Genomic DNA, 26,312 nt, shown 5'->3' with positions numbered 1-26,312 from the left:
GCCCCGCGGGGCCGCCGCCGACGATCAGCACGTCGAATTCCATCGATTCGCGTTCGATGCTCATGAAACATCCTTCCTGTGGAAAGTCACCCTGCGACGCCAAGGGTGGCCGTCGTCATTCGGTGCGCCAGTCGGGCACGATGCCGTGCTCGAGCGCGCAGGCCTGCGCCTGCACGGTGCGGCGCTGGAAGCGGTCGGCCTCGGGGTGGGTCGCCAGCCAGCACATCACCGCGGCCGGCACCTCGGGCGGCGCGACGCCCTTGCGCATCGCCAGCACGCCCTTGTCGCCGATGGTGGCCCGCAGGGCCTCGGTGCTGACCACGCCTGGATTGAGGGTGAACGCGCGGATGCCGCGCTTGCCGAACTCGGCGGCGAGCACCCCCGCCAGCCGCGATACGGCCGCCTTGCCCGCCCCGTAGGCATAGCCCCAGCCGCCCTCGCCCGCCGCCACCGGAGGGTCGCTCTCCCCGGCACCGGAGCTGACGTTGATCACCGTGCCGCTGCCGCGAGCGAGCATCGCCGGCAGCAGGCACTGGGTGAGCACGACCGGCGCCATCACGTAGCCCTGGAACACGCGCTGCAGGGTATCGCCGCCGAGCTCCATGAAGGGCAGATTGAGGTCGCGCCCCTGGTAGATGGCGTTATTGACCAGGACGTCGACCTGGCCATAGTGGTCGAGCACAGCCGCCGCCGCAGCGCGCACCGAATCTTCGTCCAACAGGTCCATGCGCAGCACGAGGGCCTGGCGACCGAGCGCGCGCACGGCGGCCGCGGTCGAAGCCAGGCTGCCGGCGAGGGGGCGGCCGTCCGCAGCGGTGAGCGCATGCGCGTGTGTCTCGCCCTCTTCCAGCGTGCGTGCGCTGATCGCCAGGTCGAAGCCCGCACGGGCGAAGGCGAGCGCGGTCTCGCGCCCTATTCCGCGGCTCGCGCCGGTGATGAATGCCACCTTGCTCATGGTCCGATGCCCTCCCCGCTGGGTTCAGAAGCGCTCGGGACGCGTCATTGCATCCATGCCGCCATCGACGAAGACGACGGTACCGTGCACGAAGCTCGCCTGCGCAGACTGCAGGAAGGTCGCGACGCTGGCGATCTCTGCCGGTGCGCTGTTGCGTCCGATCGGCGCGACGAAGTTGCGGATCGCCTCGCCATAGCGGGCGTCGGCGCGCGAGGCATCCAGCAGCGGCGTCTCGACGGCGCCGGGCGCGAGGACGTTGAGGCGAATCCCCTTCGGCCCGAGCTCGACGGCCTTTCTGCGCGCATACACCGTGATCGCGTACTTCGAGCCGGCGTAGGCGGCCTGCGGCATCGCCATGGCGTCGGCCTGGCTGCGTGCCGCGGCTTCGTCACTGGCGAGCATGGCGCCGACCATCGGCAGTTTGTCCATGCCCGGGTGCACCGAAGCCACCGAACCGATCAGCAGCACCGCCGGCTTGGATCCACGCTCGAGCGCAGGCACCAGGCCCTCGACCAGCTCGCTCATGCCAAAGTAGTTCACGCTCACGATCAGGCTGCTCGAGGGCGCGGTCGGCCCCAGGCCGGCGCAGCAGATCAGGCCATCCAGCGTGCCGCCGCAGGCCTCGAGCGCCGCCTGGACCGCGGCCTTGCGCCCTGCTGAGGTGGCGAGGTCGGCGACGATGTCGGCGCCCTGCCGATCGATGCCGATGACCCGCTGCCCTGCTTCGACGAGCTGCGCGCGGATGGCGGCGCCAATGCCGGAGGCGGAACCGGTGACGACGGTGACGCTCATGTGGATCTCCCTTTGCCCTCGTGGGCGCAACGTGTTGAATCTGAAGTATCGCCAGCGCACCGGCGGTCCGGCATCGTCCGCGCGGACTAAGCAGGCCCCCGCGTGCCCGGTCTAGAATCCCGCAGGTCGCCCGCCCATTCAGGAAGCTCGCCATGAAAACCCCGAAGCATCTGATCCTCGCGCTAACGATCGGTCTTGCCGCATCGACGCTACCGGCCTACGCCGCCGACGCCGCCGCCGGTGGGCAGAGGACTCAGCAAGCCGCCGAAGGCGGAGTGCGCGCACACGCCTTGCTCGACCGTGCCGAACGCCACCTGCTCGACAAGGGTGACGAGGCGCTCGCCAGCTTCAGCCGCGCTGGCGAGTTCGTCGAGGGCGAGCTCTATGTCTACGTGCTCGACACCCAGGGCAACTTCCTGGCCAGCGGCGGCAGTTCGATCACACTGATCGGGCGCAACGTCACGGATCTGCAGGACAGCGAGGGCCGCGCCTTCATGCGCGAGATCCTCGACGGCGCCCACGCTCAGGGCGCAGGCCGGGTCGAGTATCGGTGGCGCAACCCGAGCACCGGCCGCAACGAACCGAAGATCGCCACCTTCCGCAAGGTCGGCGAGCGCATCCTCGTCGTCGGCTACTACACCCCCTTTGCCAGCCTGGAACTGGCGAAGTCGCTGCTGTGGCGCGCGGTGCATCAGTACAAGACCCAGGGCGACGCCGCCTTCGCCCGCTTCAACAGCCTCAACGGCGGCTTCGTGCAGGACGACCTCTACGTGTTCGTGATCGGCCTGGATGACGAGATCGTCTACGCCAACGGCGGCCACCCGCGCTACGTCGGCCGCAAGGGCGGCGACCTCAAGGATGCCAGCGGCAAGTCCTTCATCCGCGACATGATCGCGCTCGCACGCGAGCGCGGCGAAGGCGAGATCGAGTACAGCTGGCGCAATCCGCTGACCCAGAAGGTGGAGCACAAGCGTAGCCACGTCGTCCGCGTCGATGGCTACCTGTTCGGGGCCGGCGCCTTCACCGGCGCACCGCGCTGACGCCGCACGGTCGCACGCGCGAGCCCCCGGCCGGTCGGGCGAACGCGTTCGACCGACCGACCGGGGCGCCTGCGTCAGCTCACACGGCTGAGCGCGGCCACACTGTTCAGCATGATGCGAACCAGTTCGGTCTGTCGCCGTACGCCGGTCTTGGAGAAGATCGAGCGCAGATGGGCGCGCGCGGTGTTGCGGCGGATGTTGAGCGCCTCGGCCGCCTCCTCGAGCGACAGGCCGTTGGCCAGCTCCATCGCCAGCGCAGTCTCCGCCGGCGTCAGGTTGAAGAGTTGCTTGGCGGCCGCCGTGCTGGCGAGCGACTTGCCCGCGGCATCGCGGATGTAGACGATCGTTGCCGGCTGCCCCTTGCCCTCGGCCCACTCCTGCGACGGCACCGGTTCGATCACCACCCCCAGGCTCACCTGCCCCGAAGGGCGCGACACCGACATGGCCTGCGCCAGCGTGGGCGGCGTCCCGGCATGGCGCACGAAGGCGTTACGGATGAGCTGCTGCAACTCCCGGTTGTCGCTGGGGTACGAGGCCTCGAGGCGGCCACCGACCAGCTTCAGGCCATCATTGGACGACAGCAGCTCGCGCGCGATCAGGTTCTGCTCGAGTACCTTGCCGCCCTCGTCGAGCACGATGGTGCCCACCGACAGGCGGCCGATGGCGTCCGAGTACATCGCCCCCATCGATTCGCTGCGATCGAGCAGGTTGTGCACGTGCAGGGCACGGCGCAGGTGCGGCAGCAACATCTCGCAGCGCGCGCGGTCGACCGCATCGAAGTTCTGAGCGGCCTCGCCGCGCGTGATACGAAAGCGCAGCTTGCCGCCATCGGGCGTCGAAATGTCCGCGCCCATGACGTGGAACACGTCCTTGGGCGCGCACCAGTGCTGGAAGTAAGGCATTCGCCGCCACTCTGCCTGGGTCATCAGGTCGTCGACGGTGAACACCTTGTCTACCGGCTGATTGACAAAAGGCGTGCTGTCGTGACCGTAAGGCAGATAGGTCACCCTGTCACCGCCCTCGACGCCAACCGCGATCATCAAGCCGAGATTGCCCTCGTCGGGGCTGCGCAGGATCAGCGTCACGTAATTCGCCTGGAACAGCGCGCGCAGCATCTCGAGCGCATTCGCCCAGCCACGGCTCTCGAGCGACGCGTCGTAAAGTGCCGAGACGATGCGGTCGTATGCCGCCAGATCCAGTTCAATGTTGGTCAAAGCCCTATCCCTCGTCGACGCAGCCGCTGGACGCGCCGCTAAGCCTGTGCGATCCCGGACGTCAAGGCCGGCACCGCCTCGAAAAGATCCGCCACCAGCCCGTAGTCCGCAACCTGGAAGATCGGTGCATCCGGGTCCTTGTTGATCGCCACGATCACCTTGGAGTCCTTCATGCCCGCCAGGTGCTGGATCGCACCGGAGATACCGACGGCGATGTAAAGCCCTGGCGCGACGATCTTGCCTGTCTGGCCAACCTGGTAGTCGTTGGGGACGAAGCCCGCATCAACCGCCGCGCGCGAAGCCCCGAGCGCTGCGCCCAGCTTATCAGCCAGGGGATCGAGCAGGCGGTGATAGTTCTCGCCACTGCCCAAGCCCCGACCACCGGAGACCACGATCGCTGCAGCGGCCAGCTCGGGGCGCTCGGACTTGCTCAGCGCACGCCCGAGGACGCGCGACAGTGCCAGATCCGGGCCCGCTTCCAGCGTACTCACCGCCGCAGTGCCGCCCGCGGTGGCCGGTTCGAAGGCTGTGCTGCGCACCGTCAGCACGTCCAGCGCCTGATCAGACTCCACCCCCACCATGACGTTCCCGGCGTAGATGGGGCGCAGATAACGGCCTGGCACCTCGATCGCCACCACGTCGGACACGGCCGCCACATCGAGCAGGGCTGCCGCGCGAGGGGCGAGATTCTTGCCGAAACTCGTGGCCGGGGCAAGCACGGCTCGGTAAGCGCCTGCGCCCGCCAGGCGCTGCACCAGCGCGGCGAGGTTCTCCGCCAGCGGCTCGGCGTAGTGGTCGGCCTCCACCAGCAGCACTTCGCTCACATCCGCCAAGCTTGCGGCCTCGGCGGCAACCGCGGCGCAGCCGCGGCCGGCGACCAGGACGTCGACCTCGCCGCCGAAGCGCGTTGCCGCCGTCACCGTGTTCAGGGTCGCCGCCACCAGGCGGCCGTTGTCGTGTTCAGCAATGACCAGCGTCTTCATCTTCTGCCTCAGATCACCTTCGCTTCGTTACGAAGCTTGTTCACCAGCTCGGCCACATCGGCCACCTTGACGCCCCCCTTGCGCGCCGCCGGTTCGGCGTGACGGACGTGGCGCAGGCGCGGTGTGATGTCCACACCCAGCCCGGCGGCAGGGATCACGTCCAGCGGCTTCTTCTTCGCCTTCATGATGTTCGGCAGCGTGGCATAGCGCGGCTCGTTCAGGCGCAGGTCGGCGGTGACGAGCGCCGGCAGCTTCAGCTCGACCGTCTCCAGGCCGCCGTCGATCTCGCGCGTCACGGCCACCACGCCCTCGCCCACCGCTACCTTCGATGCGAAGGTCGCCTGCGCCCAGCCCATCAGGGCCGCCAGCATCTGCCCGGTCTGGTTGGCATCATCGTCGATCGCCTGCTTGCCGCAGATCACCATCTGCGGCTGCTCGCGCTCGGCCACCGCCTTCAGCAGCTTGGCCACCGCCAGCGGCTGCAGCTCGGCGTCGCTCTCGACCAGGATGGCGCGGTCCGCGCCCATCGCCAGCGCGTTGCGCAGCGTCTCCTGGCAGGCCGTCGTGCCGCAGCTCACGGCGACCACCTCGGTGGCCACGCCAGCTTCCTTCAGGCGCACTGCTTCCTCGACGGCAATCTCGTCGAAGGGGTTGATCGACATCTTCACGCCGGCCAGTTCGACACCGCTCTGGTCCGACTTGACCCGCACCTTCACGTTGTAATCGACGACCCGCTTCACCGGGACAAGAATCTTCAAGGTGTTCTCCTTGGGAATTTTCGGAATCTGGACATTGGTTCAGGCCGCGAGCGGCGCGCGGCGCAGCATCACGACATGCGCATCGAAGCTGATCACCAGCTCGTCGCGCTGGTTGAGCAGTTCGAAGCGTGAAACGAGCACGCCGCGCTCGGGCCGGCTGCCCGGACCGCGCTCGACGTGGGTGACCCGGGCGCGCAGCTCGTCGCCCGCCACGCCCGGGCGATGAAAGCGCAGCTTGTCCCAGCCGCGGCCGGCGATCGAGGCCGTCTCGCCGCTGGGGATGGTATGGCTCAGGCGGATGGTCACCGACAGCAGGTGCACGCCGGCCGCGAACAGCTGGCCGATCGGCGATTTCGCCGCCGCGGCTTCGTCCACATGCGGCGCGAACGGATCCCACTCGGCGGCGAAGGCCTTGATGTTCTCGGCGGTGAGCAGGTAGCGCTCGGACGACTCGCGCGGCTCGTCGAGGACGACGTCTTCCCAGTAGATCATGCGCTCACTCCCTCGGCGACGGGGTAGTCCGAGTAGCCCGCGGCGCCCGGCGTGTACAGGGTCTTGCGGTCGAAGCGGGCGAGTGCCAGCCCGTCGCGCAGACGGCGTACGAGATCGGGGTTGCCGATGAAGTCGCGCGCAAAGGACACCGCCTCGCCCTGCCCGGCCTGGAGCGCCGCCTCGGCCGCAGCGGCGTCGAAGCCGTCGTTGAGGATCAGGTTGCCGTCGAAGCCCGCGCGGGCGAGCGCGAAGGCGTCGACGTCGGGCGTCTCGGCGCGCATCACGTGCGCGTAGGCCAGGCCCATGTCCTTCACCTGGCGCAGCAGCTCGGCGTGGGTGGCGACCGTGTCCTCGTCCTGGATGTCGTTGTAGCTGTTGCCGACGCGGAAGCGCAGGCCCACGCGCCCGGCGCCGATCGCCGCGGCCATCGCCTGCAGGCATTCGGCCACGAAGCGCACGCGGTTGGCGACGCTGCCGCCATAGGCGTCGGTGCGCTGGTTGGTGCCCGAGCACATGAACTGCATCGGCAGGTAGCCGCTGGTGCAGTGCAGCTCGACACCGTCGAAGCCGGCCTCGCGGGCATTGATCGCGGCCTGCGCATGCTCGGCCACCACGGCGCGCACCTCGTCGGTGGAGAGCGCACGCGGCGTGTCGTAGGGCTGCATGCCGGCGCTGTCGGTGAACACCTCGCCGGCGGCACGGATTGCCGACGGGGCGACCGTGGCCACGCCCTCACCCTTGATGTGGTGGCTGCCGATGCGGCCGGCGTGCATGACCTGCAGCACGATGCACCCGCCACGCGCATGCACGGCGTCGGTCACCTTGCGCCAGCCGGCGATCTGCGCCGCCGTGGCAATGCCGGGCTGGCGGCAGTAGGCCTGGCCTTCAGCGCTCGGCCAAGTACCCTCGGCGACGATCAGGCCGGCCTCGGCGCGCTGTGCGTAGTACTCGACCATCAGCTCGCCGGGCACGCCCTGCGCGTCGGCGCGGTTGCGCGTCATCGGCGCCATCACGATGCGGTTGGCGAGTTCGAGCTCGCCCATCCGCGTCGGGCTGAAGAGGCGGGAAAGCGCTGCCATGGCGGCGCTCACAGCGCAGTGACCAGCACCGACGAGCGGCCGCCATCGACCGGCAGGCTGGCGCCGGTGATGTAGGACGCCTCGTCGCTGGCGAGGAACAGGATCGCGTTGGCGAGCTCCTCGGGCTGACCCACCCGGCCCATCGGGATCAGCTTCTCGGTGTTCCTGCGTGCGGTTTCATCGGCCAGCATGCCCGCCGTGGCCGGCGTCTCGACGACGGCCGGGATCACCACATTTACACGGATGCCGTGCGGCGCACCTTCGGCCGCGGCCGCGCGCGAGAAATTGTCGACCGCCGCCTTGGCCGCCGAGTAACCCGCCATCCACGGTGTGCCGAGCTGGCCGCAGATCGACGACACATTGACGATCGCGCCGCCCTTGCCCTTCATCAGGCGCATCGCGGTGCGCGTACCCCAGAAGGTGCCATCGACCGAGGTGGCGAAGTTGGCGTGCCAGTCCGCGGTGCTCATCTCCTCGATGCTGCCCCAGGTGTAGGCCATGGCGTTATTCACCAGCACGTCCAGCCTGCCGTGGCGCTGCGCCGTCGCCTCGAGCGCGGCGGTGAAGCCAGCCTCGTCGCTGACGTCCGCCACCACCGCCTCGGCCTTGCCGCCGGCGGCGACGATGCCCGCGACGACCTCGTCCAGCGGTTCGCGCCGCCGGCCGCAGACCACGACGGTCGCGCCTTCCTGCGCCAGCCGCTGCGCGGTCGCCGCACCGATCCCGCTGCCACCGCCCGTCACGAACGCCACCTTCCCCTGCATACGACCTGCCATGTCCTGTCTCCTCGTGGCTGGCGCCGCGCATGGCGCGGCGCGTGAGTTGTCATCGCTCGGCCCACCTCGTCGGCAGGCCAGCCCGCCCGATCCGGCAAGCTGCTGAACCAAGGGTAGGAAAACCGCCCCGCGGCGCCATCGTCCGATGGGACTAGCGGTAATGGACGAGCCCTCGGCGCGGAGACCGTGCCGTTGACGCAACAAGGGCGGCAGGCCTTGCGAGCCCGCCGCCCCTCCAGCGCCTGCCGTCCCGATCAGAGTCCGGCGCGACGCGCAGCTTCCGGACCGAAGTCCTTGTCGCCGAGCTTGCCGGTGTTCAGCGTGTATCCACCGCGTTGCTCGTTCACCAAGTTGAAGGCCAGGTAGGTGCCGGTCTGCAGGTCATGGTAGAGGCCCACGCCCGCCTGCCAGGTGTTGGCTTCATAGGCGTAGAAGTAGTTCATCATCGAGGTCCGCCACAGGCCGCCGCGGGCATCGTAGTTCTCCGCCATCTTCATCAGCCAGCTGTCCTCGTCGATGTACATGACGCGCTTGCCGTACAGGTGGCGATAGCCGTCCTTGAGATTGCCCTCCAACACCCACACGCGGTGCAGCTCGTAGCGCATGTGCTCGGGATTGACGTGGCCGGGCTTGATCAGGTCCGCGTACTTCACGTCCGGCGAGTGCAGCCGGTAGGCGTTGTAAGGGATGTAGAGCTCGCGCTTGCCGACGATCTTCCAGTCGTAGCGCTCAGGGGTGCCGTTGAACAGCCGGACCTCGTCCACCGTGATCGAGCCGCCGCTGCCCGGGAAGGACATGTCGAAACCGTAGCCGGGCGACTGGCGCACACGACGGGTGCCCGGGTCGTAGCGCCAGCTCTGGCGCGGCTGGGCCTTGTGATTCCAGAACTCCATGCCGGTGTTGATCTCACCCTTGTCGCGTTCGGGGAGCAGGGTCTCGTTCAGGTAGAAGGACGACTGGCGACCCTCGGTGGTGCTGGTGCGCTTGCCGGGTTCGAGGTGGGGCGCGAAGTTGCGCGACTTGACCCGTCCCCAGTTCACCTTGCCGTCCGCGAGCACGTAGGCGTTGTCCGAGATCAGCTCCTCGGTGTAAGGACGATAGGTGAAGATGGACGAAGTCCACAGCAGCTCGAGGCCGGTCTTCGGGAAGGGGAACAAGATGCCCCCGGTCGTCGCGATGACGCCCTCGCCGTCGTCGACGAGCTCGGCCTTCTCGGCATTCTCGCGGGTGACCGCGCATACCGCATCCGGGAAGCGGAAATCGCGCCGGCTCTGATAGACCGGCATGCGGAAGGTTTCCGGATACTTCTGGAACAGGGCCTTCTGCCCGTCGGACAGGCGATTCGCGTACTGCGCCATGTTCGCGGCCGTGATCACGAACAGCGGCTTGTCTTCGGCGTAGGGGTCGACCGGATGGCCGCCGGTGCCCTTGAAATCGACGTGCGGCGGCTTGCCCAGCCATTTCCCGCTCCACTCGGGAATCGTGCCGTCGGCGTTTCCGGCACGCTCGGCACCGACGCAGGTCAGGTCCTTGCCCAGGCGGGCGATCTCTTCGGCCGTGGCCTTGGCCTGCAGCGCCGGCGCATGCAGCATCGACACCGCCGTGACGGCGAGTACCAGTGCGCTTGTCTTTCCATTCATCGTGTTCGACTCCTGATGCTCAGAAGGTGTATTTGGCATTGAAGGAAACGTAGTCGCGGTCGGCCATCATGCGCTGTTGCGCAAGGCTGGGCGAACCGAGGTAGTTCACCCAGGTCAGGCCGAGGGACAGGTTTCCGAGGTACTTGAAATCGGCGCCGAGCGTGAGCCGCTTCTCGTCACGCCCCATGCCCGAATAGGCGCTGCCCTGGATGTTCTGCGTCCATATCGCGCGCATGCTCAGGTCCCAGCCGCTGAAGATGCTCGGGTAGTCGAAGATCGCGCCGAGGCCGACCAGCGTCGAGCCGCGGGTCTGGCCGTCGTACTCGTAGTTGGAGAAGGTGCCGTTCTGACCCGGAAGACCACCGCTGACCGTCAGCTCATCGACGCCGGTGATGCGCTGGTGCACGACCTCGCCCATCAGTGTGGTCTGGTGCGCGAGTTTGCTCGGACCGAGGATGTAGATCGCGTTCGCGTTGCCCTGCAGGTAGCTGCCGCGCGCCGGGGCGCCGTTGTCCAGATAGACGGGTGCGCCGTCGCGATAGCTGAGGTCGCCACCGACCTGCACGGAGTCACCGATCTTGCTGCTGAGGCTGATCCCGGTCAGCTTGATGTCGTCGAAGTAGCCGAGCTTGAAGTAAGGCGTGCTGGCGGGCGATGCCTCGCTCCCGAAGCGCGAGAACGAGGAGTAGCTCGTCGTGCCGGTGAAGTCGAACAGGAGCGCACCGACGCGATCGTGGTAGCGGTAATGGAACAGCCCGACCTCCACGGCGTCGCTGAGTTGGTAGCGCAGGCCGAGACCCCACTGACCGGAATCCCTGGGTTTGATCTCGCCGGCGAAGTTCGCAACCCGGAAGCTGTTGTCCGGAAGACTGGAGATCACGCCCGGCGCAAGGCGCATGAACTCCGCACCCGGTCCGAAGAAATCACTGCCAAAGAAGTCCCCCACCGGGTTGAGGCGGGTCTCTTCCCACTTGTACTGGTAGTAGCCGGTCAGGCTCAGCGCATCCGTCAGGGTCAGGCTCGCCGACAGCTGGCCGACCGGGAGGTAGGACTCCTTGGCCTCGGTGCCGGGCACATTGAACTTGGTCGCATCCACCGGCAGCTGACCCTGGCTGATGTTGGGCCAGAAAAGGCTCTCGCCCCAGGCCACGACGTGACGGCCCAGCTTCAGCGACAGGTACTGGTCGTTGCCGACAACCCAGTTGCCGTAGACGAAGGCATCCAGCAGCTGGGCATCCTGGCCGCTGCGCTCGCGAGTTTTGGCGACGAATTCGTTCGCGGGACCGATCTTGTTGACCGTCGTCGGCGAGTCGTTGTCATTGCTGCTGCGATAAACGGCGTCGTAAAAGATGTTGCCACGCAACATGGCGCCGACGTTGTCGTGCTTCAGACGAAGCTCGCCCAAGGCGCTGGCGCGGTTGTTCACCAGCGCCCCGCGCTTGAAGTTGCGCGTCGCATCATCGCTGTTGAGGTCGTTGAGGTATTCGCCGGACGGCCGCGAGGTACGCGCCGACGCCGTATAGGAAAGCGTCAACGACGAGTCGAGTGTCGTGTCCTCGCCCAGATAGACGGTCTCTGCCGCGTGGGCGCCACTGCCGATGAGGGCGATCGCGAGCGGAAGCGCTCGAAACGCCAGACCCTGCAGCGGACCCGCCCTCTCGCGGACAGGTGTCGAAAGTCTCATTCCCTTGCTCCTTTCTTAGAATTTTATTCCGGATGGAAACTGCAGCCCGTGGCGCGGCGCGCACGGGCACTACGGAAGCTGCCCGCGTGACATGCACGGAGCATCGACCATTCGGATTGCGCGACGAGCATTGACGCAGGGGATCCCGGCCGGGCACCCGGTCTTCCAGGCCTCCTGACCCTTCCGGATCAGCCTGGGAAGCGCACCTTGACCCGCTCGGTGGTCGGCAGCGCCTGGCAGCTCAGCGTCCAGCGCTTGCCGAGGTCCTTGGCGTCCAGCACTTCGTTGTGGCGCAGATGGACCTCGCCCTCGACGACCTGGCACATGCACGAGGCGCACATGCCGGCCTGGCAGGAATGCGGCGCGTTGATGCCGGCCTTGAGCGCCGCATCGAGCAGGGTCTCGGTGCCGCCGACTTCGAGCGTGTAGACCTCGCCGTCGAGCTCCATCTCGACGGTGGCGCGCTCGACCGTCGCAGCCGGCGCGGGCGCTGCCGCATTGATGGCGGCGACGTCCTCCTCGTCGGGCAGCGACACGAAACGCTCGACGTGGACCTGCTCGCCCGCCATGCCGGCCTTCTCGAGCGCCGACACCATGGCATCCATGAACAGGCCGGGGCCGCAGATGAAGGCCTGCGCCTGCGCCCACGGCCGGGCAAGTTCCGCCAGTTGCGCGACCGAGGGCACGCCCTGGACCGAATCGAGCCAGTGGATCACCTGCAGCCGGCCCGGGTGCGCGGCGGCGAGCGCATTCAGCTCGTCACGGAAGATCACCGAGCGCTCGTCGCGGTTGGCATACAGCAGCCGGATCCGCCCCTGCCCATGCGCTAGCGCCGAGCGCAGGATGGAGAACACCGGCGTGATGCCGCTGCCGCCCGCGCACAGCAGGAAGTCACCCTGCAGCGAGGCGGGGGTGAACACCCCCGCCGGCGCCATGACCTCGAGCATGTCGCCCGCGCGCACGTGGTCGCACACCCAGTTCGAGCCGCGACCCTCCTTCACCCGCTTCACCGTCACCCGCAGGTGCGCGTCGAGCGTCGGTGCGCTCGACATCGAATAGCAGCGCGGCAGATGACGCCCCAGCACCGGCAGGCGCAGGGTCAGGAACTGGCCGGGGCGGTACTTGAAGGTCTCGCCCAGCTCGGGCGGCACCTCGAACACGACCGACCTGGCGTCGTGCGTCTCCTCGGTCACCGCCCTCACCTTGAGGGCGTGGTAGCGCTGGGTTGTCATCGTGCGCGGCTCTCCCTGGGCGGCCAGTCGATCAGATGTACGGATCGGCGTTCGGCAGGCCGAGCATGACCGCGCCGTGCGCCCGGGCGTACGTGTCGGTGTTGTTGGCGATGTGGCCGCGCGCCTGGTGGATGTCGCGGAACACGCGCTCGATCGGATTGCTCTTGTAGGTACCCGACGCCGCGCACGCACGCATCAGCTCGCTGGCCGCGGTCGCGCACTGCTTGGGCACCTGCGAGGCCTGGGCACGCTGCATCAGGCGCTCCTCCACCGGCATGCGCTCGCCGGTGCGGGCGCACTCGACGATGCGGGCGTAGTTGCGGAACAGCACCAGCTTGAGCTGGTCGGTGGTCATCATCGCCTCGGACACCGCCTGCTGGGCATTGACGTCCTCGGCCGTCTTCGCGCCGTGCTTGCCGACGTGGGCCGCAGCGCGTTCGCGGAAATGCGCGATCGCACCGTCGAGCGCGCCGATGCAGGCCGACGACACCGCACGCTGGAACACCTGGGTGAAGGGAATCTTGTAGACCCAGCCCGGATTGCTCTCGCGACCGGGGCAGCCGGCGTCGCTGTGATCGTTGGTGCGGTGGGTGCGGTGCGCGGGCACGAAGCAGCCGTCGACCACGATGTCATGGCTGCCGGTGGCGCGCAGGCCGAGCACGTCCCAGTTCTTCTCGACGCGGAAGTCCGACTTCGGCAGCAGGAAGGTCGCGTGTTCGAGCGCGCCGGAACCGTCCTTCTTCGGCAGCAGGCCGCCGAGGAAGATCCACTCGCAGTGCTCCACGCCGCTCGAGAAGCCCCAGCGCCCGGAGAAACGGTAGCCGCCATCGACCGCCTCGGCCTTGCCGGTAGGCATGTAGGTGGAGGCGATCAGCACGCCGGTGTCCTTGGCCCAGACGTCCTGCTGCGCCTGCTCGGGGAACAGCGGCAGCTGCCAGTTGTGCACGCCGATCACGCCGTAGATCCAGGCGGTGGACATGCACCCTTCGGCGAGCGCCATCTGCACGCGGTAGAACACGCGCGGGTCGAGCTCGTAGCCGCCGAAGCGCTTGGGCTGCAGCACGCGGAACAGGCCCGCCTCCTTCATCTCCTGCACGGTCTCGACCGGCACCATGCCCGCCGCCTCGGCGTCGCGAGCGCGTTCGGCCAGCCGCGGCGCCATTGCCCTCGCCCGCGCCACCAGCTCGATCGCCTCCGGCGTCATGTAGTCTTCGGCCAGAATGCCGAGAATCTGATCCTTGTCCATCGCGCCCATCTCCATGTCCTCCGTGATCGCCAACCAAGGCGTTTTTCGGGTGATACCCCTACTGCGATGATCGAAATGTTCCACACCGCACCCGGGCCATCATCGTCTGAATGGACTAACGTAAATGGCTGACCGATAACGACTCTTTCTCTTGATGCGCAAGGCCGTGGGGGCGATAGGGGGCGAGCCGGACCCGCTCCGTCCCATCGCTGCTCCGGGGCGCGAGGCCGTAACCCTTTTGGACGATGCCCCGAGCCGCCATGCGCCAATAATGGATGCACCCTGCCGCCCACCCTGTCGGACGGCATCCGGAACAACAAAGGAGACGCCCCATGCTCGCCCCCGTAGGCATGGCCATGGCATTGATTGTCACAGCGGCCAGCATCTATTCGTTTTCACCCAGGCACGTGACGCCGCTGCAGGAAACGCGCATCCCCGTTGACCGCATGCAGCTCACCACGATCGAGCGCAGCAAGGCCGGCCTCGTCATTGCCGGCGAGTTGGGTTCGATCCTGGTTTCGGCGGACGACGGCCGCAGCTGGCAGCAGGCCGCGCTCTCGCACGACCGCCAGGCATTGATCACCCGCATCGTCTTCGATGACGAGTCGCGCGGTCTGGCGCTCGGTCATGAAGGCTGGATCCTGCGCACCGAGGACGGCGGGCTCAGCTGGAAGGAAGTGAATTTCGACGATGCCAACGGCGAGCCGCTGATGTCGGCGCGCCAGTTGCCCTCGGGCGACTGGCTGGCGGTCGGCGCCTTCGGACGGGTGCTGCGCTCGACCGACGACGGCCAGAGCTGGCAGGCCGACAGCCTGCCCGGCCTGACCGACTGGCACCTCAACGACATTGCCTCGTCCGCCGACGGGCAGCACTGGATGATCGTCGGCGAGGCCGGCACGGCGCTGTCCTCCGCCGACGGCGGCCAGAGCTGGCAGCTCGTCGAGCCGTTCTACAACGGCTCGCTCTACGGTGCGGCCCACCTCGGCGGCGACCGCTGGGTAGCCTACGGCATGCGCGGCAACGCCTTCGTCAGCGCCGACCACGGCGCGACCTGGCAGGAGGCCAGGGTCCCCGCCCCGATCTCGATCTACGGCCATGCCCTGCTCCCCGACGGCGAGCTGCTGCTGGTCGGCCAGGGCGGCATCGTGCTGTCGAGCAAGGATGGCGGCAAGACGCTCAGCATCGTGCGCCGCGAGGGCCGGGCCAGCCTCACCGACATCGTCGTCGACGCCGACGGCCGCTGGATGCTGTCGAGCGACGGTGGACTGCAGATCCGCCCCGCCGCGTCCGCCAAACCCACCCAGAACGACGGAGCCGCCTGATGAATGCAGCCCACACCATGACCCGCACCGACGCCCTCGTGGCCGTCCTCGCCCGCATGCTGATCAAGTGGCGCAAGCCGCTTGGCCTGTTCTTCCTCCTGCTCACGCTCGGGCTCGGTTATTCGGCGCTCAACACCCGCCTCGACCCCGGCTTCAACAAGCTGATCCCGCTCAAGCACCCCTACATGGCGGCCTTCCTCGAGCACTCGAGCACCTTCTCGGGCGCCAACCGGATCCTGCTCAGCGTGGAATGGAAGGGCGAAGGCGATATCTACAACGCCGATTTCCTGCCCGTGCTGCGCAAGGTGAACGACGAGGTGTTCTTTACCCCTGGCGTCAACCGCGCCAGCGTGCGCTCGATCTTCACTCCGAACGTGCGCTACATCGAGGTGACCGAGGAGGGCTTCAACGGCGACGTGGTCATCCCCGCGCGCTTCGAGACCACCGAGGCCGGCCTCAACCAGGTGCGTGCCAACGTCGCCAAGTCGGGCGTGGTCGGCCGCCTCGTCGCCAACGACCTGAAGTCCGCGCTGGTGCAGGCCGACCTGCTCGAGGTCAGCCCCGAGACCGGCGAGAAGCTCGACTACGCCGAGGTCGCCAAGCGCCTCGAGGCCATCCGCGCCGAGTTCGCCAATGACAAGATCGACATCCAGATCGTCGGCTTCGCCAAGGTCATGGGCGACGTCATGGAAGGCCTGTTCACCGTGGTGATGTTCTTCGTCGTTGCCTTTGTCATCACCTCGCTACTGCTGTGGATGTACTCGCGCTCGCTCAAGCTCACCGTGCTCGCGATCGCGGTAGCCCTGCTGCCGGTTATCTGGCTGCTCGGCATCCTGCCGCTGATCGGCTACGGCATCGACCCGATGTCGGTGCTGGTGCCCTTCCTGATCTTCTCGATCGGCGTCTCCCACGCGGTGCAGATGACCAACGCCTGGAAGCAGGACGTGCTCGCCGGCGAGACCGCGATGGAGGCCGCCGAGGGCGCGTTCCGCAAGCTCGCCATCCCAGGCATCATGGCCCTGCTCGCCAACGCGCTCGGTTTCCTGGTGATCATGGTGATCGACATCCCGATCGTGCATGAGCTGGGCCTCACCGCCTGCCTCGGCGTGGCGTTGATGATCATGACCAACAAGATGTTCATGCCGATCATCCTGTCGCACCTGCACCTCGAGCGCATGGCCCTGAACCAGCCGGTCGACAACAAGGACAAGCACCCCACCTGGTGGAAGGTCTCGGCCCTGTCCGAGCCGCGCCCGGCGCTCGTCACCTTCGCCGTCATGCTGGCGCTGCTGGCCGCCGCCACCTATTACTCGCGCCAGCTGCAGACCGGCGACATCGGCAGCGGCGTCCCCGAGCTGCACGCCGACTCGCGCTACAACAAGGACAACGACAGGATCATCAGCAACTACTCCATCGGCATGGACGTGCTGTCGGTGTATGTCGAGACCCGCAACCTGGACGAGGCCTGCCTGAACTGGGAGGTCATGAACGCGGTGGAGCGCTTCGACTTCCGCATGCGCGGGGTCGATGGTGTGCAGTCGGTGAGCACGGTCGCGGGCATGGCCAAGCTGTACGCCGCCGGCAACAACGAAGCCAACCCGCGCTGGGCGGCCCTGCAGCGCAGCGAGGCCGCGCTGCGCACCGGCGGCCGTGCCGCCAACCCGGAGAACGGCCTCAACTCCCACGGCTGCAAGACCATCCACATCGCCATCTACCTCACCGACCACCAGGGCCCGACCCTCAAGCACGTGGTCGACGAAGTGCGGAAGTTCATCGCCGAGGACAAGACCGCCAACGCCACCTTCCGCCTGGCGGGCGGCAACGCGGGCGTCGCCATCGCCACCAACGAGGCGGTCGAGAAGGCCGAGGTGCAGATGCTGGCCTCGATCTTCGCGTCGATCTCGCTGCTGTGCTGGCTCACTTTCCGCTCGTGGCGCGCGGTTGTTTGCGTGATCGTGCCGCTGATGCTGGTGACCATCATGTGCAACGCACTGATGGCGCTGCTCGGCATCGGCCTCAAGGTGGCGACGCTGCCGGTTATCGCGCTGGGCGTGGGCGTGGGCGTCGACTACGGCATCTACATCTACGAGCGCCTGCAGCACGAGATGGCCGAGCACGGCTATGGCCTGCGCGAAGCCTTCTACGAGGCCATGCGCCAGCGCGGTACCGCGGCGGTGTTCACCGCGGTGACGATGTCGATCGGTGTCGGCACCTGGGCCTTCTCGGCGCTCAAGTTCCAGGCCGACATGGGCATCCTGCTCGCCTTCATGTTCCTGGTGAACGTGCTCGGCGCGATCTTCCTGCTGCCGGCACTGGCTTGCTGGCTGGGGGTCGGACGGGAGAAGCCCGCCGACGCAGCGAAGCGGATCGCGCCGGGCGGGAATGCCCCGCACACCGGCATGAAGCGCAGCGCCGAACCCGCAGCGGCGGTTCAGCCCCAGCGCTCCTGACCCGTCCCCGTACGTGAAGAGGGCGCCGACGATGCCGTCGGCGCCCTCTTCTTTACGTTCACCTCAGCCTGGCGCCCCTTGGGCTGCCGACTCACCTGTTCTGCCTGAAGCTCCGTGGCGAACACCCAAAGCTGCGCTTGAAGGCGCGGGAAAAGCTCGTCGGCTCCTTGAACCCGACGCGCTCTGCAATCAGTTCCACCGGGAGTTCCGTCTTCTCGAGATAGCTGCAGGCGAGCCCAAGGCGGACGTCATTGACCAACGCCTGGTAGGTGAGCCCTCGCTGCTGCAGTTTGCGCCGCAAGGTCCGCGGACTGATCGCCAGCTTGTTCGCACACGCCTCCAGCCCAAGACCGGTCGAGACGGCGCCGACGATCTGGGTGCGGACCCTGGCGACCAGGCCATCCTGGATGCCGTGGACATCCTCTGCCCGCCGCTTGCAGTGCTCGAGATGAACACGCGCTGCGCTGGCGTTCGCCATCGGAAGGCGCGTGTGAAGGAACGCGGCATCAAAGCGCACCTGTGTGTGGGGTGCATTGAAGCGGACCGGGCAGGAAAAATACCGCGCGTAGGCATCCTGGTAGCCCGGGGGCGGATACGCGCAACGGATCTCCCGAAGCGGGAGCGCCTTGCCGGTCACCCAGTGGGTGCTCGCGACAATGCTGCCCAGCATCTCTTCGACGGCAAAGGTCGTCAGTTCGTCCAGGCCCGCTCGGGTCTCGATATCCATGACCGCCTCACTGCCCTCCTGGTGCATGGACAACTGGAGAAAGCGCCCACTGAAGCGACCGAGCGTGCCCTGATATTCACAGCCGACCCGGATCGCCTCGCCGTAGGTCTCGCAGCACATGACGGCGAATCCGTAGCTTTGCAAGGTGGAGATGTGACGATTGAAGCCCATCGCCAGGCCCAGGCCGGGGTCGCCGCTGAGTCGCATGGCGTTGCGGACGAGCAGCAGATGCTGCGCGTCGGTCATTTCGCCAGCGAGGTCGGCCGGATCGCTGTCCTCGAGACCTGTCCCGAGCAGAAGTCGCTCCCTGCCGACCTCATAGGACTTCATGAACTCGCAGACCCAGGCCAGATAACTCATCGAAATCATGACGCCCTCCCCGGCGAACCGGCCTAATACCCTGCGCTGCGATCCACGAGGCCCTCCAGGGGCGCGCCATGCCGATAGGCCCTGACATTCCTGAGGAAGACGCCCAGCATCCTGCTCACGATGCCGACCGAGCTCCACGAGATATGCGGACTCAGGCGCACGCGCGGATGCTCGTAAAGCCAATGGCCGGCAGGCAAGGGCTCGGGCTCGACCACATCGAGCGATGCGGCGGCCACGTGCCCGCTGTCGAGAAAGGGCCGCAGCGACGCCTGGTCAAGCAAGCTCGCCCGCGCCACGTTGATCAGATGGACGCCGGGTTTGGTCTGCAGCAGCTGGGCCTTGCCGATCAGGCCACTGCTCTCTGCGGTGGCAGGCAGCGCCAGCACGAGATGATCGACCTGGGGCAGGAGGTGGTCGAGGTTCTCGATGAACTCCACACCGTGCAGCGGGCTTTCCCGATGCTGGCGCACCTTGGCAAGGACGCGCATGTCGAACGCCAGCGCACGACGTGCAACGGCCTGTCCGATGGCGCCAAACCCCAGCAGCCCCAGCGTCTTGCCCTCGAGGCCGCCCAGGTTCGCCACATACCAACTCTGCGGCGGTTCAACGATCCAACTGTCCGGCAACTTCTTTTCAAAGCACAGAACCATTGCCATCACCCACTCGGCAATGGGCGACGCAGTGGCCCCCCGCGAACAGGTGACACGCTGATCGCCCACGAGCTCGAGCGGGAAATCGTCTGCGCCCGTGCCCAGGATGTGGATCCACTCGAGGCGGGGACATGCCGAGAGCAGCTCGGACAGGTTCGAGGCGCCTGCGGCGGGCGTCAGCAGCACCTCGACCTCCTGCAGCTGCGCACGCGGCGCGCTCGAATGAACGATCTCCAGCTCCGGAGCATTCTCCCGCAGCAGCTGGACGATACCGGGTGCATCAAGATTCAGGGCTAGTCGCATGATCATGAACTCGTGAATGGCCGCGGTGGGCGAGGGAACGCGCATCATGTGCCGAGTCGGGTGAGGGCAACAGGACACAGCGGGCCAATACCTGTCCTTAACGGCCATCAACCGACCGGGTCGCCACCTCTCACGCCACGGCCCATGTGTACGCGCCAGAGCAAGCGCTCGGCACGCCTGGCGCCATTCACAGGGCGGAGGAAGTATAGCCACGCCACTCCATCATGGCCGCTTCGGACAGTTTCCCGTCCGCTTCAGCCAGAGCAGCCGGACACCGTCTCCTTAACATTGAGCGAGGCCAGACAGCCCAACAAGGAGACCCCGAATGCTGAAAACCGATGGCGTGAACCGCCTGTTATTCGAGAAGTTCGCCGTCAACCCGGGCGAGCGCCCACTGCTTCCCCCCTTGAGCCCGAAGGCGCAGGTTGCGCTGATGTGCCGCATGCTCAGCCGCGAGGGCTGGAACGAACATATCGCCGGGCACATCACGGTGCGTCAGCCCGACGGTACCGTGCTCACGAACCCCTGGGAGCTCGCCTGGGACGAGCTGCGCGCCAGCGACATTGTGACGATCGACGAGGACGGCAAGGTCCTCGACAGCCAGTGGAACACGACGCCCGCCATCGGCCTGCACCTGCAGCTCCACAAGCTCCGCCCCGAGATCAACGTGGTCATCCACAACCATGCTCACTGGAGCGGCATCTGGGCGAACCTGAAGCAGGTCCCCCCGCTGCATGACCAGGCTGGCGCCTACTGCGGCGTGCATCTGCCGCTGTACGACGAATATGCAGGAACCTTCGAGAAGACCGACCTGAGCCAGTCAGCCGCCATGGCACTGGGCGACGCGAAGTGGGCGCTCCTCGCAAACCACGGCGCCCTGGTGGTGGGCAAGGATCTGAGGCAGGCGCACCTGAGGGTGATCACGCTCGAATGGCGCTGCAAGCGCGCCTACGAGGTAAAGCTGGCCGGCGGTGCGCCCGCCTTGCCGGACGAAGTCGTCGAACGCCTGAGCATCACCGATGCAAACGGTTTTCCGTTCTGCTGGGAAGCCATGGCGCGCCGCGAGCTCCGCGCCGACCCCTCCATCCTGGAATGACAGCCCACGAATCCGCACAAGTAACGCCATGGCACTGATCACAAAACCCCTCGAAAACGTTGGCGTCGAAGTTTCCGGCTTCGACATCAATGAACCTTACAGCCCCGAACTCAAGGAGGAGCTCAAATCGTTGTGGTACGAACACGGCATCCTGCTATTCCGCGGCCAGCACATCACGCCCGACAGCCAGATCCGTTTCAGCCGCATCTTCGGCACGCTGGCCCTGCATCCCCTGAAGGCGACGCGTTCGGAGAAGCACCCCGAACTGTTCGAGCTCATCAACAACAGCGACAAGGACAAGTACGTCACCGCGAGCTACAAGGGCGAGACCATCGTCGGCCGTCTCGACTGGCATATCGACCTCCACTACACCGGCTGTCCGAATCACGGCGCAGTGCTGACCGCCGTCGAGGTCGCGAAGGAAGACGGACTGACTGGATTCGGCGATCTGGCCAAGGCCTACGACGCACTGGACGAGGACACGAAGGCCCTGCTCGCCAAGCTCGAGGTTGCCTACAGCTTCAGCATGCAGCGCCGCCACATGCGCTTTGTGGACCTCGAGGGCTACGAGCCGGGCCCGTTCAGCCCAAGGAAGCCTTCGGACATGAAATTCCCCGACTTCCCGGACGCGGTGTACCCCGCGGTGCTCACCCATCCAGTGAGTGGCCGCAAGGTCCTGAACATCGTCGAGCAATTCCTGGATCGCGTCATCACGCCACAACGCTTCGGCCTCTCGAATGACGAATCCATTGAACTGCTGGAACGGCTGGTGGCCCACACGAAGAAACCGGAGTTCGTCTACTACCACCAGTGGCGTCAGGGCGACATGGTGCTCTGGGACAACTGGCGGGCGATGCATTGCGCGACAGGTACCAAGCCCGGCGTGCGTCGCGTCATCAACCGCACCACCATTGAGGGGAAGCACCAGCTGGGGCGCCCCCTCACGGAGGAGTGATCTGGCTCCAGCACGCTGGGTGCCGTCCAGCAGGCTCACTTGACCATCAGGGGCTGGCCGTGACTCCGTCGTCCTGCCCCGCCCCCTCCTCCAGCCTGGCATCGGTCATCGCGCGCGCGATACGCACCAACATCTGCACCAGCGAGGGCGAATCGAGCAGCTCGGGGCGCTCCTCGACCAGCGTCGCGAGCAGGATGCGCATGCCGCGCACGAGCATGAAGGCCGCGAGCTCGGTGTCGGCCTCGCCGACCTCCTCCGCATGCTGGCGCAGCAGCCGCGCCATGTTGGCGACCAGCTGCTCGGAGGTGCAGTCCCCGCGTCCGAGCCCCTGCGCCCGACCGAACTGCATCTGGCGGGCATAGCGCCGATAGAAGTCCTTGCCAAGCGAGAACAGCCGCTTCTCGGTGTGCACCGTGCGGCGAAACAGCGCCTGCAGCAGCTCGTCCAGCGACTGCCGGTGCAGGCGGAAGAGCTCGGGCGAGGCGGCCACCGAGGCCTCGTCCATGATCCGCTTGCTGATCTCGATCAGGATCGCTTCCTTGTTCGGGAAGTACTGGTACAGCGCCCCCACCGAGACGCCGGCGCGCGCGGCCACGTTGCGTGTGGTGACCGCCTCGACACCTTGCGTGCGCAGCAGTTCGTCCGCCGCACCGACGATCGCCTCGAGCGTGAATCGCGCGCGCGCCTGCGTGGGCCGGGCGCGCGCCGGTTCGCCCGCGCGCGGCGCGCGCGTGCCCGCCCTGCCCGCTGCGCGGGCCTTGCCCTGGCGGGGAGCCCGGGCGTCCTTGGGTGCTTCCTTGTCCATTCGAGCTCCTGTGGGTCCCCGCGCCAGTGCACCGGGAGCCCGCCCAAAACCGGATTTTGTTCGGTTTCGTGCAATGCAAAAAACAGTTTTCCTTTCAGCGAGATAGACATCATAAACCGACGCCGTTCGGTTTCCTGCTCATCTTTGCTCGGGTGCGCCGCGCTTCCCCTAGGATTGCTTTTGCCAATCCGCCCAACGGCGCCCCGGCGCCGCCCTGCGGCCCATGTCCGCAGCACGACGGGCGGCCCCGATCATCGCAATCATCCAAGGACAGTCATGACCGACGTCTTCATCTACGACCACGTGCGCAGCCCGCGCGGCAAAGGCAAGGCCGACGGCGCCCTCGCCGAGATCACCCCGGTTCAACTCGCCGCCCAGATGCTGCAGGCGGTGCGCGACCGCAACCAGCTCGACAGCCGACTGATCGAGGACGTGCTCCTTGGCTGCGTGGTGCCGGTGGGCGAACAGGGCGGCAACATCGCCCGCGTCACCGCGCTGGTGGCCGGTTTCGACCACGGCGTGCCCGGCATGCAGCTCAACCGCTACTGCGGCTCGGGCCTGGAGGCGGTGAATTTCGCCGCCGCCAAGGTAGGCTCGGGCCAGGTCGACATGGTGATCGGCGGCGGCGTGGAGAGCATGTCGCGCGTGCCGATGGGCAGCGATGGCGGCGCCATGGCACTCGACCCGCAGGTCGCGTTCAAGATGTATTTCACCATGCAGGGCGTCAGCGCCGACCTGCTCGCCACGCTGCATGGCTTCACCCGCGAACAGTGCGACGCCTATGCGGTGGAGAGCCAGCGCCGTGCCGCCCAGGCCTGGGCCAATGGCTGGTTCGACCGCTCGGTGGTGGCGGTCAAGGACGTGCTCGGCCTGCCGGTGCTGGCGAAGGACGAGGCGATCCGCCCCGAGACCACGCTGGAATCGCTCGCCGCGCTCAAGCCCGCCTTCCTCGAGATGGGCACGCAGTACGGCTTCGACGGCGTCGCGCTGCTCAAGTACCCGCAGCTCGAAGCGATTACCCACATGCACCACGCCGGCAACAGCTCGGGCATCGTCGATGGCGCCGCCGCCGTGCTGGTGGGCAATGCCGAAGCCGGCAAGCGCGCCGGCCTCAAGCCGCGCGCGCGCATCCGCTCGGTCGCCACCGTCGGCTCCGAGCCGACGCTGATGCTCGACGCCCCCAGCTACGCCGCGCAGAAGGCGCTGAAGAAGGCCGGCATGACCGCCTCCGACATCGGCCTGTGGGAGCTCAACGAAGCCTTCTCCTCGGTCGTGCTGTGCCTGATGGAGCGCCTCAAGGTCCCTCACGACCGCATCAACGTCAATGGTGGCGCCATCGCCATGGGCCACCCGCTGGGCGCGACCGGCGCCATGATCCTCGGCACCCTGCTCGACGAGATGGAGCGCCGCCAGGTCGGCACCGGCCTGGTCACGCTGTGCGAGGCCGCCGGCATGGGCACCGCCACCATCATCGAGCTCGTCTGAGCGCCACCGGACCACATCAAGGAATCGACCGACATGACTGAAGTCATCCACATCACGGTGGACGCCGACGGCATCGCCACCCTGCTCTTCGATCGCAGCGACAGCGCGATGAACACCATGGACACGAAGTTCATGGCCGAGATCGAGGCCGCGATCGAGCGCCTCGCCACCGACGACGCCATCAAGGGCGCCATCTTCACCTCGGGCAAGCCGGTGTTCGCCGCCGGCGCCGACCTCAAGGAGATGGAGGCCAACCTCGACAAGGCGGACGAAATCCCGGTGGCCAAGCGCCTGCAGATGAACGCCTCGCTGTCGAAGCTGCTGCGCCGCATGGAGACCTGCGGCAAGCCGGTGGCCTGCGCCATCAACGGCACGGCGCTGGGCGGCGGCACCGAGATCGCGCTCGCCTGCCACTACCGCGTGGTCTCCGACGCCCGCGGCATCCAGCTCGGCCTGCCTGAAGTGCAGGTCGGCCTGCTGCCCGGCGGCGGCGGCACCCAGCGCGTATCGCGCCTGATCGGCATCCAGGCGGCGATGCCGGTGGTGATGGAAGGCCAGGCCCTGTCCGCCGAGAAGGCGCTGAAGATGGGGCTGGTGCACAAGGTCGTGCCCGCCGGCGAGCTGCTCGCCGAGGCGAAGCGCTGGCTGCTCGAGCAAGGCGACCCGGTGCAGCCCTGGGACAAGAAGGGTTTCAAGGTGCCCGGCGGCGCCGGCCCGTCAGCCCCTGCGGTCGCGCAGATGCTGGTGGTCAGCAACGCCATGCTGCAGGCCAAGACCTTCCACAACCTGCCTGCCCCCAAGGCCATCCTGTCCTGCCTGTACGAGGGCCCGCAGCTGCCGATGGACAAGGCGCTCGAGGTCGAGGCCAAGTACTTCACCCTGCTCCAGCTCGACCCGGTGTCGCGCAACATGATCCGCACGCTCTTCATCAACAAGGGCAAGGCGGACAAGCTGATGCACCGCCCCGAAGGCGTGCCGAAGACGACTTTCCGTAAGATCGGCGTCGTCGGCGCCGGCCTGATGGGCGCGGGCATCGCCTACCACTGCGCCAGGCTCGGCATCGAGACGGTGCTGATCGACCGCGACCAGGCCGCCGCCGACAAGGGCAAGGCCTATTCCAGCAAGCGCCTGGAGAAGGACATCGCCAAGGGCCGCATGACGCAGGACAAGGCCGACGCCATCCTCGCCCGCATCCACCCCACCACCGACTACGCCGGCCTGGCCGACGTCGAGCTGGTGGTGGAGGCGGTGTTCGAGGACCGCGGCCTCAAGGCCGAGATCACGTGCAAGCTCGACGCCGTACTGCCGCCGCATGCGGTGATCGCCTCCAACACATCGGCGCTGCCGATCAGCGAGCTGGCCGAGGCCGGCGCCCACCCGGAGAACTTCATCGGCATGCACTTCTTCTCGCCGGTGGAGCGCATGCCGCTAGTCGAGGTCATCCGCGGCCGCAAGACCTCGCCCGAGACCCTGGCGCGCGCGCTCGACCTGGTGCAGGCGATGAAGAAGACGCCGATCGTGGTCAACGACGGTCCGGGCTTCTTCACCAGCCGCTTCATCGGCGCCTACATCAACGAGAGCCTGGCCATGGTCACCGAAGGCGTGAATCCGGCGCTGATCGAGAACGCAGCGAAGATGGCCGGCATCCCGGTCGGCCCGCTCACCGTGTCCGACGAAATCGGCCTCGACACCGCCTACCACGCCAGCCAGCAGCGCAAGAAGGACGAGGGCGAGGCCTTCAAGCCGACGCCCACCTTCCGCCTGGTGGAAAAGCTCGTCGGCGAGCTCGGCCGCCACGGCCGCAAGAACGGCAAGGGCTTCTTCGAATACGCCGCAGACGGCAGCAAGAAGCTGTGGTCCGGCCTGGCCGAACTGTTCCCGCCGCTCGCCGAGCAGCCCGGCGTGGAGGAGGTGAAGGCGCGCATGCTCTATGCCCAGCTCGTCGATGCCGCCAAGGCGATGGCCGAGGGCGTGGTGATCGACCCTGCCGACGGCGACGTGGGCTCCATCCTCGGCGTCGGCTTCCCGGCCTACCTCGGCGGCCCATTCTCGATGATGGACACGATCGGGCTCGACAAGGTGGTGGCCGAGTGCGACCGCCTGGCCGCGCGCTACGGCGAGCAGTACGCCGCACCGCAGCTGCTGCGTGACATGGCGGCCCGCGGGCAGCGCTTCTACGGCGCCAACCGCGTCACCCCGCCGGCCGCCGTGCGCTGACCGGCCCCACCCCACGAAACCCGCATCCGCCGCCGCCTCTCC

The 26,312-nt window shown here is 67.3% G+C and carries 22 protein-coding genes; 7 read left to right on the top strand and 15 right to left on the bottom strand.

Going from position 1 to position 26,312, the window contains the following annotated elements; translation table 11 throughout:
* Positions 1 to 115: 115 nt before the first annotated feature.
* Both PLC66_RS08895 and PLC66_RS08890 read right to left on the bottom strand, forming a co-directional pair.
* Positions 116 to 955 carry an SDR family NAD(P)-dependent oxidoreductase gene (locus tag PLC66_RS08895; protein WP_324539485.1) on the bottom strand — a complete coding sequence of 280 codons (840 nt, stop codon included), beginning with the start codon at positions 953 to 955 and terminating at the stop codon, positions 116 to 118.
* 24 nt (positions 956 to 979) lie between these two features.
* Positions 980 to 1,747, bottom strand: a complete 768-nt coding sequence (locus tag PLC66_RS08890; protein ID WP_324539483.1) for an SDR family oxidoreductase — start codon at positions 1,745 to 1,747, stop codon at positions 980 to 982.
* Between the two features lie 152 nt (positions 1,748 to 1,899).
* Here PLC66_RS08890 and PLC66_RS08885 point away from each other — a divergent pair, with 152 nt between their 5' ends.
* On the top strand, positions 1,900 to 2,787 hold the full coding sequence (locus PLC66_RS08885; protein ID WP_324539481.1) for a cache domain-containing protein: 888 nt from the start codon (positions 1,900 to 1,902) through the stop codon (positions 2,785 to 2,787).
* A gap of 74 nt (positions 2,788 to 2,861) precedes the next feature.
* Here PLC66_RS08885 and PLC66_RS08880 read toward each other — a convergent pair whose 3' ends face one another.
* From PLC66_RS08880 to PLC66_RS08835, 10 genes are all read right to left on the bottom strand, one after another.
* Positions 2,862 to 4,001 carry a helix-turn-helix transcriptional regulator gene (locus tag PLC66_RS08880; RefSeq protein WP_324539479.1) on the bottom strand — a complete coding sequence of 380 codons (1,140 nt, stop codon included), beginning with the start codon at positions 3,999 to 4,001 and terminating at the stop codon, positions 2,862 to 2,864.
* A gap of 38 nt (positions 4,002 to 4,039) precedes the next feature.
* Positions 4,040 to 4,984: an electron transfer flavoprotein subunit alpha/FixB family protein gene (locus PLC66_RS08875; protein WP_324539477.1), complete on the bottom strand. Its 945-nt coding sequence runs from the start codon at positions 4,982 to 4,984 to the stop codon at positions 4,040 to 4,042.
* A gap of 8 nt (positions 4,985 to 4,992) precedes the next feature.
* Positions 4,993 to 5,742, bottom strand: a complete 750-nt coding sequence (locus tag PLC66_RS08870) for an electron transfer flavoprotein subunit beta/FixA family protein (protein WP_324539475.1) — start codon at positions 5,740 to 5,742, stop codon at positions 4,993 to 4,995.
* 39 nt (positions 5,743 to 5,781) lie between these two features.
* Positions 5,782 to 6,234, bottom strand: a complete 453-nt coding sequence (locus tag PLC66_RS08865) for a MaoC/PaaZ C-terminal domain-containing protein (RefSeq protein WP_324539473.1) — start codon at positions 6,232 to 6,234, stop codon at positions 5,782 to 5,784.
* Positions 6,231 to 7,313 carry an alkene reductase gene (locus PLC66_RS08860; RefSeq protein ID WP_324539471.1) on the bottom strand — a complete coding sequence of 361 codons (1,083 nt, stop codon included), beginning with the start codon at positions 7,311 to 7,313 and terminating at the stop codon, positions 6,231 to 6,233. Before PLC66_RS08860 ends, PLC66_RS08865 begins: the two co-directional genes overlap by 4 nt.
* An 8-nt stretch (positions 7,314 to 7,321) precedes the next feature.
* Positions 7,322 to 8,089: an SDR family NAD(P)-dependent oxidoreductase gene (locus tag PLC66_RS08855; protein ID WP_324539469.1), complete on the bottom strand. Its 768-nt coding sequence runs from the start codon at positions 8,087 to 8,089 to the stop codon at positions 7,322 to 7,324.
* A gap of 254 nt (positions 8,090 to 8,343) precedes the next feature.
* Positions 8,344 to 9,729, bottom strand: coding sequence for a DUF1329 domain-containing protein (locus PLC66_RS08850; RefSeq protein ID WP_324539467.1), 1,386 nt, complete (start codon positions 9,727 to 9,729; stop codon positions 8,344 to 8,346).
* Between the two features lie 19 nt (positions 9,730 to 9,748).
* On the bottom strand, positions 9,749 to 11,413 hold the full coding sequence (locus PLC66_RS08845) for a DUF1302 domain-containing protein (protein ID WP_324539465.1): 1,665 nt from the start codon (positions 11,411 to 11,413) through the stop codon (positions 9,749 to 9,751).
* Positions 11,414 to 11,601: 188 nt separating this feature from the next.
* Positions 11,602 to 12,645, bottom strand: a complete 1,044-nt coding sequence (locus tag PLC66_RS08840; RefSeq protein WP_324539463.1) for a 2Fe-2S iron-sulfur cluster-binding protein — start codon at positions 12,643 to 12,645, stop codon at positions 11,602 to 11,604.
* Positions 12,646 to 12,676: 31 nt separating this feature from the next.
* Positions 12,677 to 13,891 carry an acyl-CoA dehydrogenase family protein gene (locus PLC66_RS08835; protein ID WP_324539461.1) on the bottom strand — a complete coding sequence of 405 codons (1,215 nt, stop codon included), beginning with the start codon at positions 13,889 to 13,891 and terminating at the stop codon, positions 12,677 to 12,679.
* 332 nt (positions 13,892 to 14,223) lie between these two features.
* On the opposite strand from PLC66_RS08835, the gene PLC66_RS08830 reads away from it, so the two are divergent.
* Together PLC66_RS08830 and PLC66_RS08825 are read left to right on the top strand one after the other, a co-directional pair.
* Positions 14,224 to 15,213, top strand: coding sequence for a WD40/YVTN/BNR-like repeat-containing protein (locus PLC66_RS08830; protein ID WP_324539459.1), 990 nt, complete (start codon positions 14,224 to 14,226; stop codon positions 15,211 to 15,213).
* A complete protein-coding gene (locus tag PLC66_RS08825; RefSeq protein WP_324539457.1) occupies positions 15,213 to 17,663 on the top strand; it encodes an efflux RND transporter permease subunit in 2,451 nt (816 codons plus the stop codon). Before PLC66_RS08830 ends, PLC66_RS08825 begins: the two co-directional genes overlap by 1 nt.
* Before the next feature lie 91 nt (positions 17,664 to 17,754).
* Here PLC66_RS08825 and PLC66_RS08820 read toward each other — a convergent pair whose 3' ends face one another.
* Entirely contained in the window at positions 17,755 to 18,759 is a 1,005-nt protein-coding gene (locus tag PLC66_RS08820; protein WP_324539455.1) for an AraC family transcriptional regulator, read from the bottom strand.
* Positions 18,760 to 18,782: 23 nt separating this feature from the next.
* Positions 18,783 to 19,760, bottom strand: a complete 978-nt coding sequence (locus tag PLC66_RS08815) for an NAD(P)-dependent oxidoreductase (RefSeq protein WP_324539453.1) — start codon at positions 19,758 to 19,760, stop codon at positions 18,783 to 18,785.
* A gap of 277 nt (positions 19,761 to 20,037) precedes the next feature.
* Between PLC66_RS08815 and PLC66_RS08810 the strand changes: the two genes are divergently transcribed.
* Both PLC66_RS08810 and PLC66_RS08805 read left to right on the top strand, forming a co-directional pair.
* A complete protein-coding gene (locus tag PLC66_RS08810) occupies positions 20,038 to 20,808 on the top strand; it encodes a class II aldolase/adducin family protein (RefSeq protein ID WP_324539451.1) in 771 nt (256 codons plus the stop codon).
* Between the two features lie 28 nt (positions 20,809 to 20,836).
* On the top strand, positions 20,837 to 21,763 hold the full coding sequence (locus PLC66_RS08805; RefSeq protein WP_324539449.1) for a TauD/TfdA dioxygenase family protein: 927 nt from the start codon (positions 20,837 to 20,839) through the stop codon (positions 21,761 to 21,763).
* Between the two features lie 46 nt (positions 21,764 to 21,809).
* Here the strand turns inward: PLC66_RS08805 and PLC66_RS08800 are convergent, their stop codons facing one another.
* Positions 21,810 to 22,568 carry a TetR/AcrR family transcriptional regulator gene (locus PLC66_RS08800; protein ID WP_324539447.1) on the bottom strand — a complete coding sequence of 253 codons (759 nt, stop codon included), beginning with the start codon at positions 22,566 to 22,568 and terminating at the stop codon, positions 21,810 to 21,812.
* 276 nt (positions 22,569 to 22,844) lie between these two features.
* Here PLC66_RS08800 and PLC66_RS08795 point away from each other — a divergent pair, with 276 nt between their 5' ends.
* Together PLC66_RS08795 and PLC66_RS08790 are read left to right on the top strand one after the other, a co-directional pair.
* Entirely contained in the window at positions 22,845 to 24,053 is a 1,209-nt protein-coding gene (locus tag PLC66_RS08795; protein WP_324539445.1) for an acetyl-CoA C-acetyltransferase, read from the top strand.
* Between the two features lie 33 nt (positions 24,054 to 24,086).
* Positions 24,087 to 26,270 carry a 3-hydroxyacyl-CoA dehydrogenase NAD-binding domain-containing protein gene (locus PLC66_RS08790; RefSeq protein ID WP_324539443.1) on the top strand — a complete coding sequence of 728 codons (2,184 nt, stop codon included), beginning with the start codon at positions 24,087 to 24,089 and terminating at the stop codon, positions 26,268 to 26,270.
* Positions 26,271 to 26,312 lie beyond the last annotated feature (42 nt).

The organism is Thauera sp., assembly GCF_035444905.1.
Taxonomy (GTDB): domain Bacteria; phylum Pseudomonadota; class Gammaproteobacteria; order Burkholderiales; family Rhodocyclaceae; genus Thauera.
This window is presented reverse-complemented; position numbering and strand designations above follow the sequence as displayed.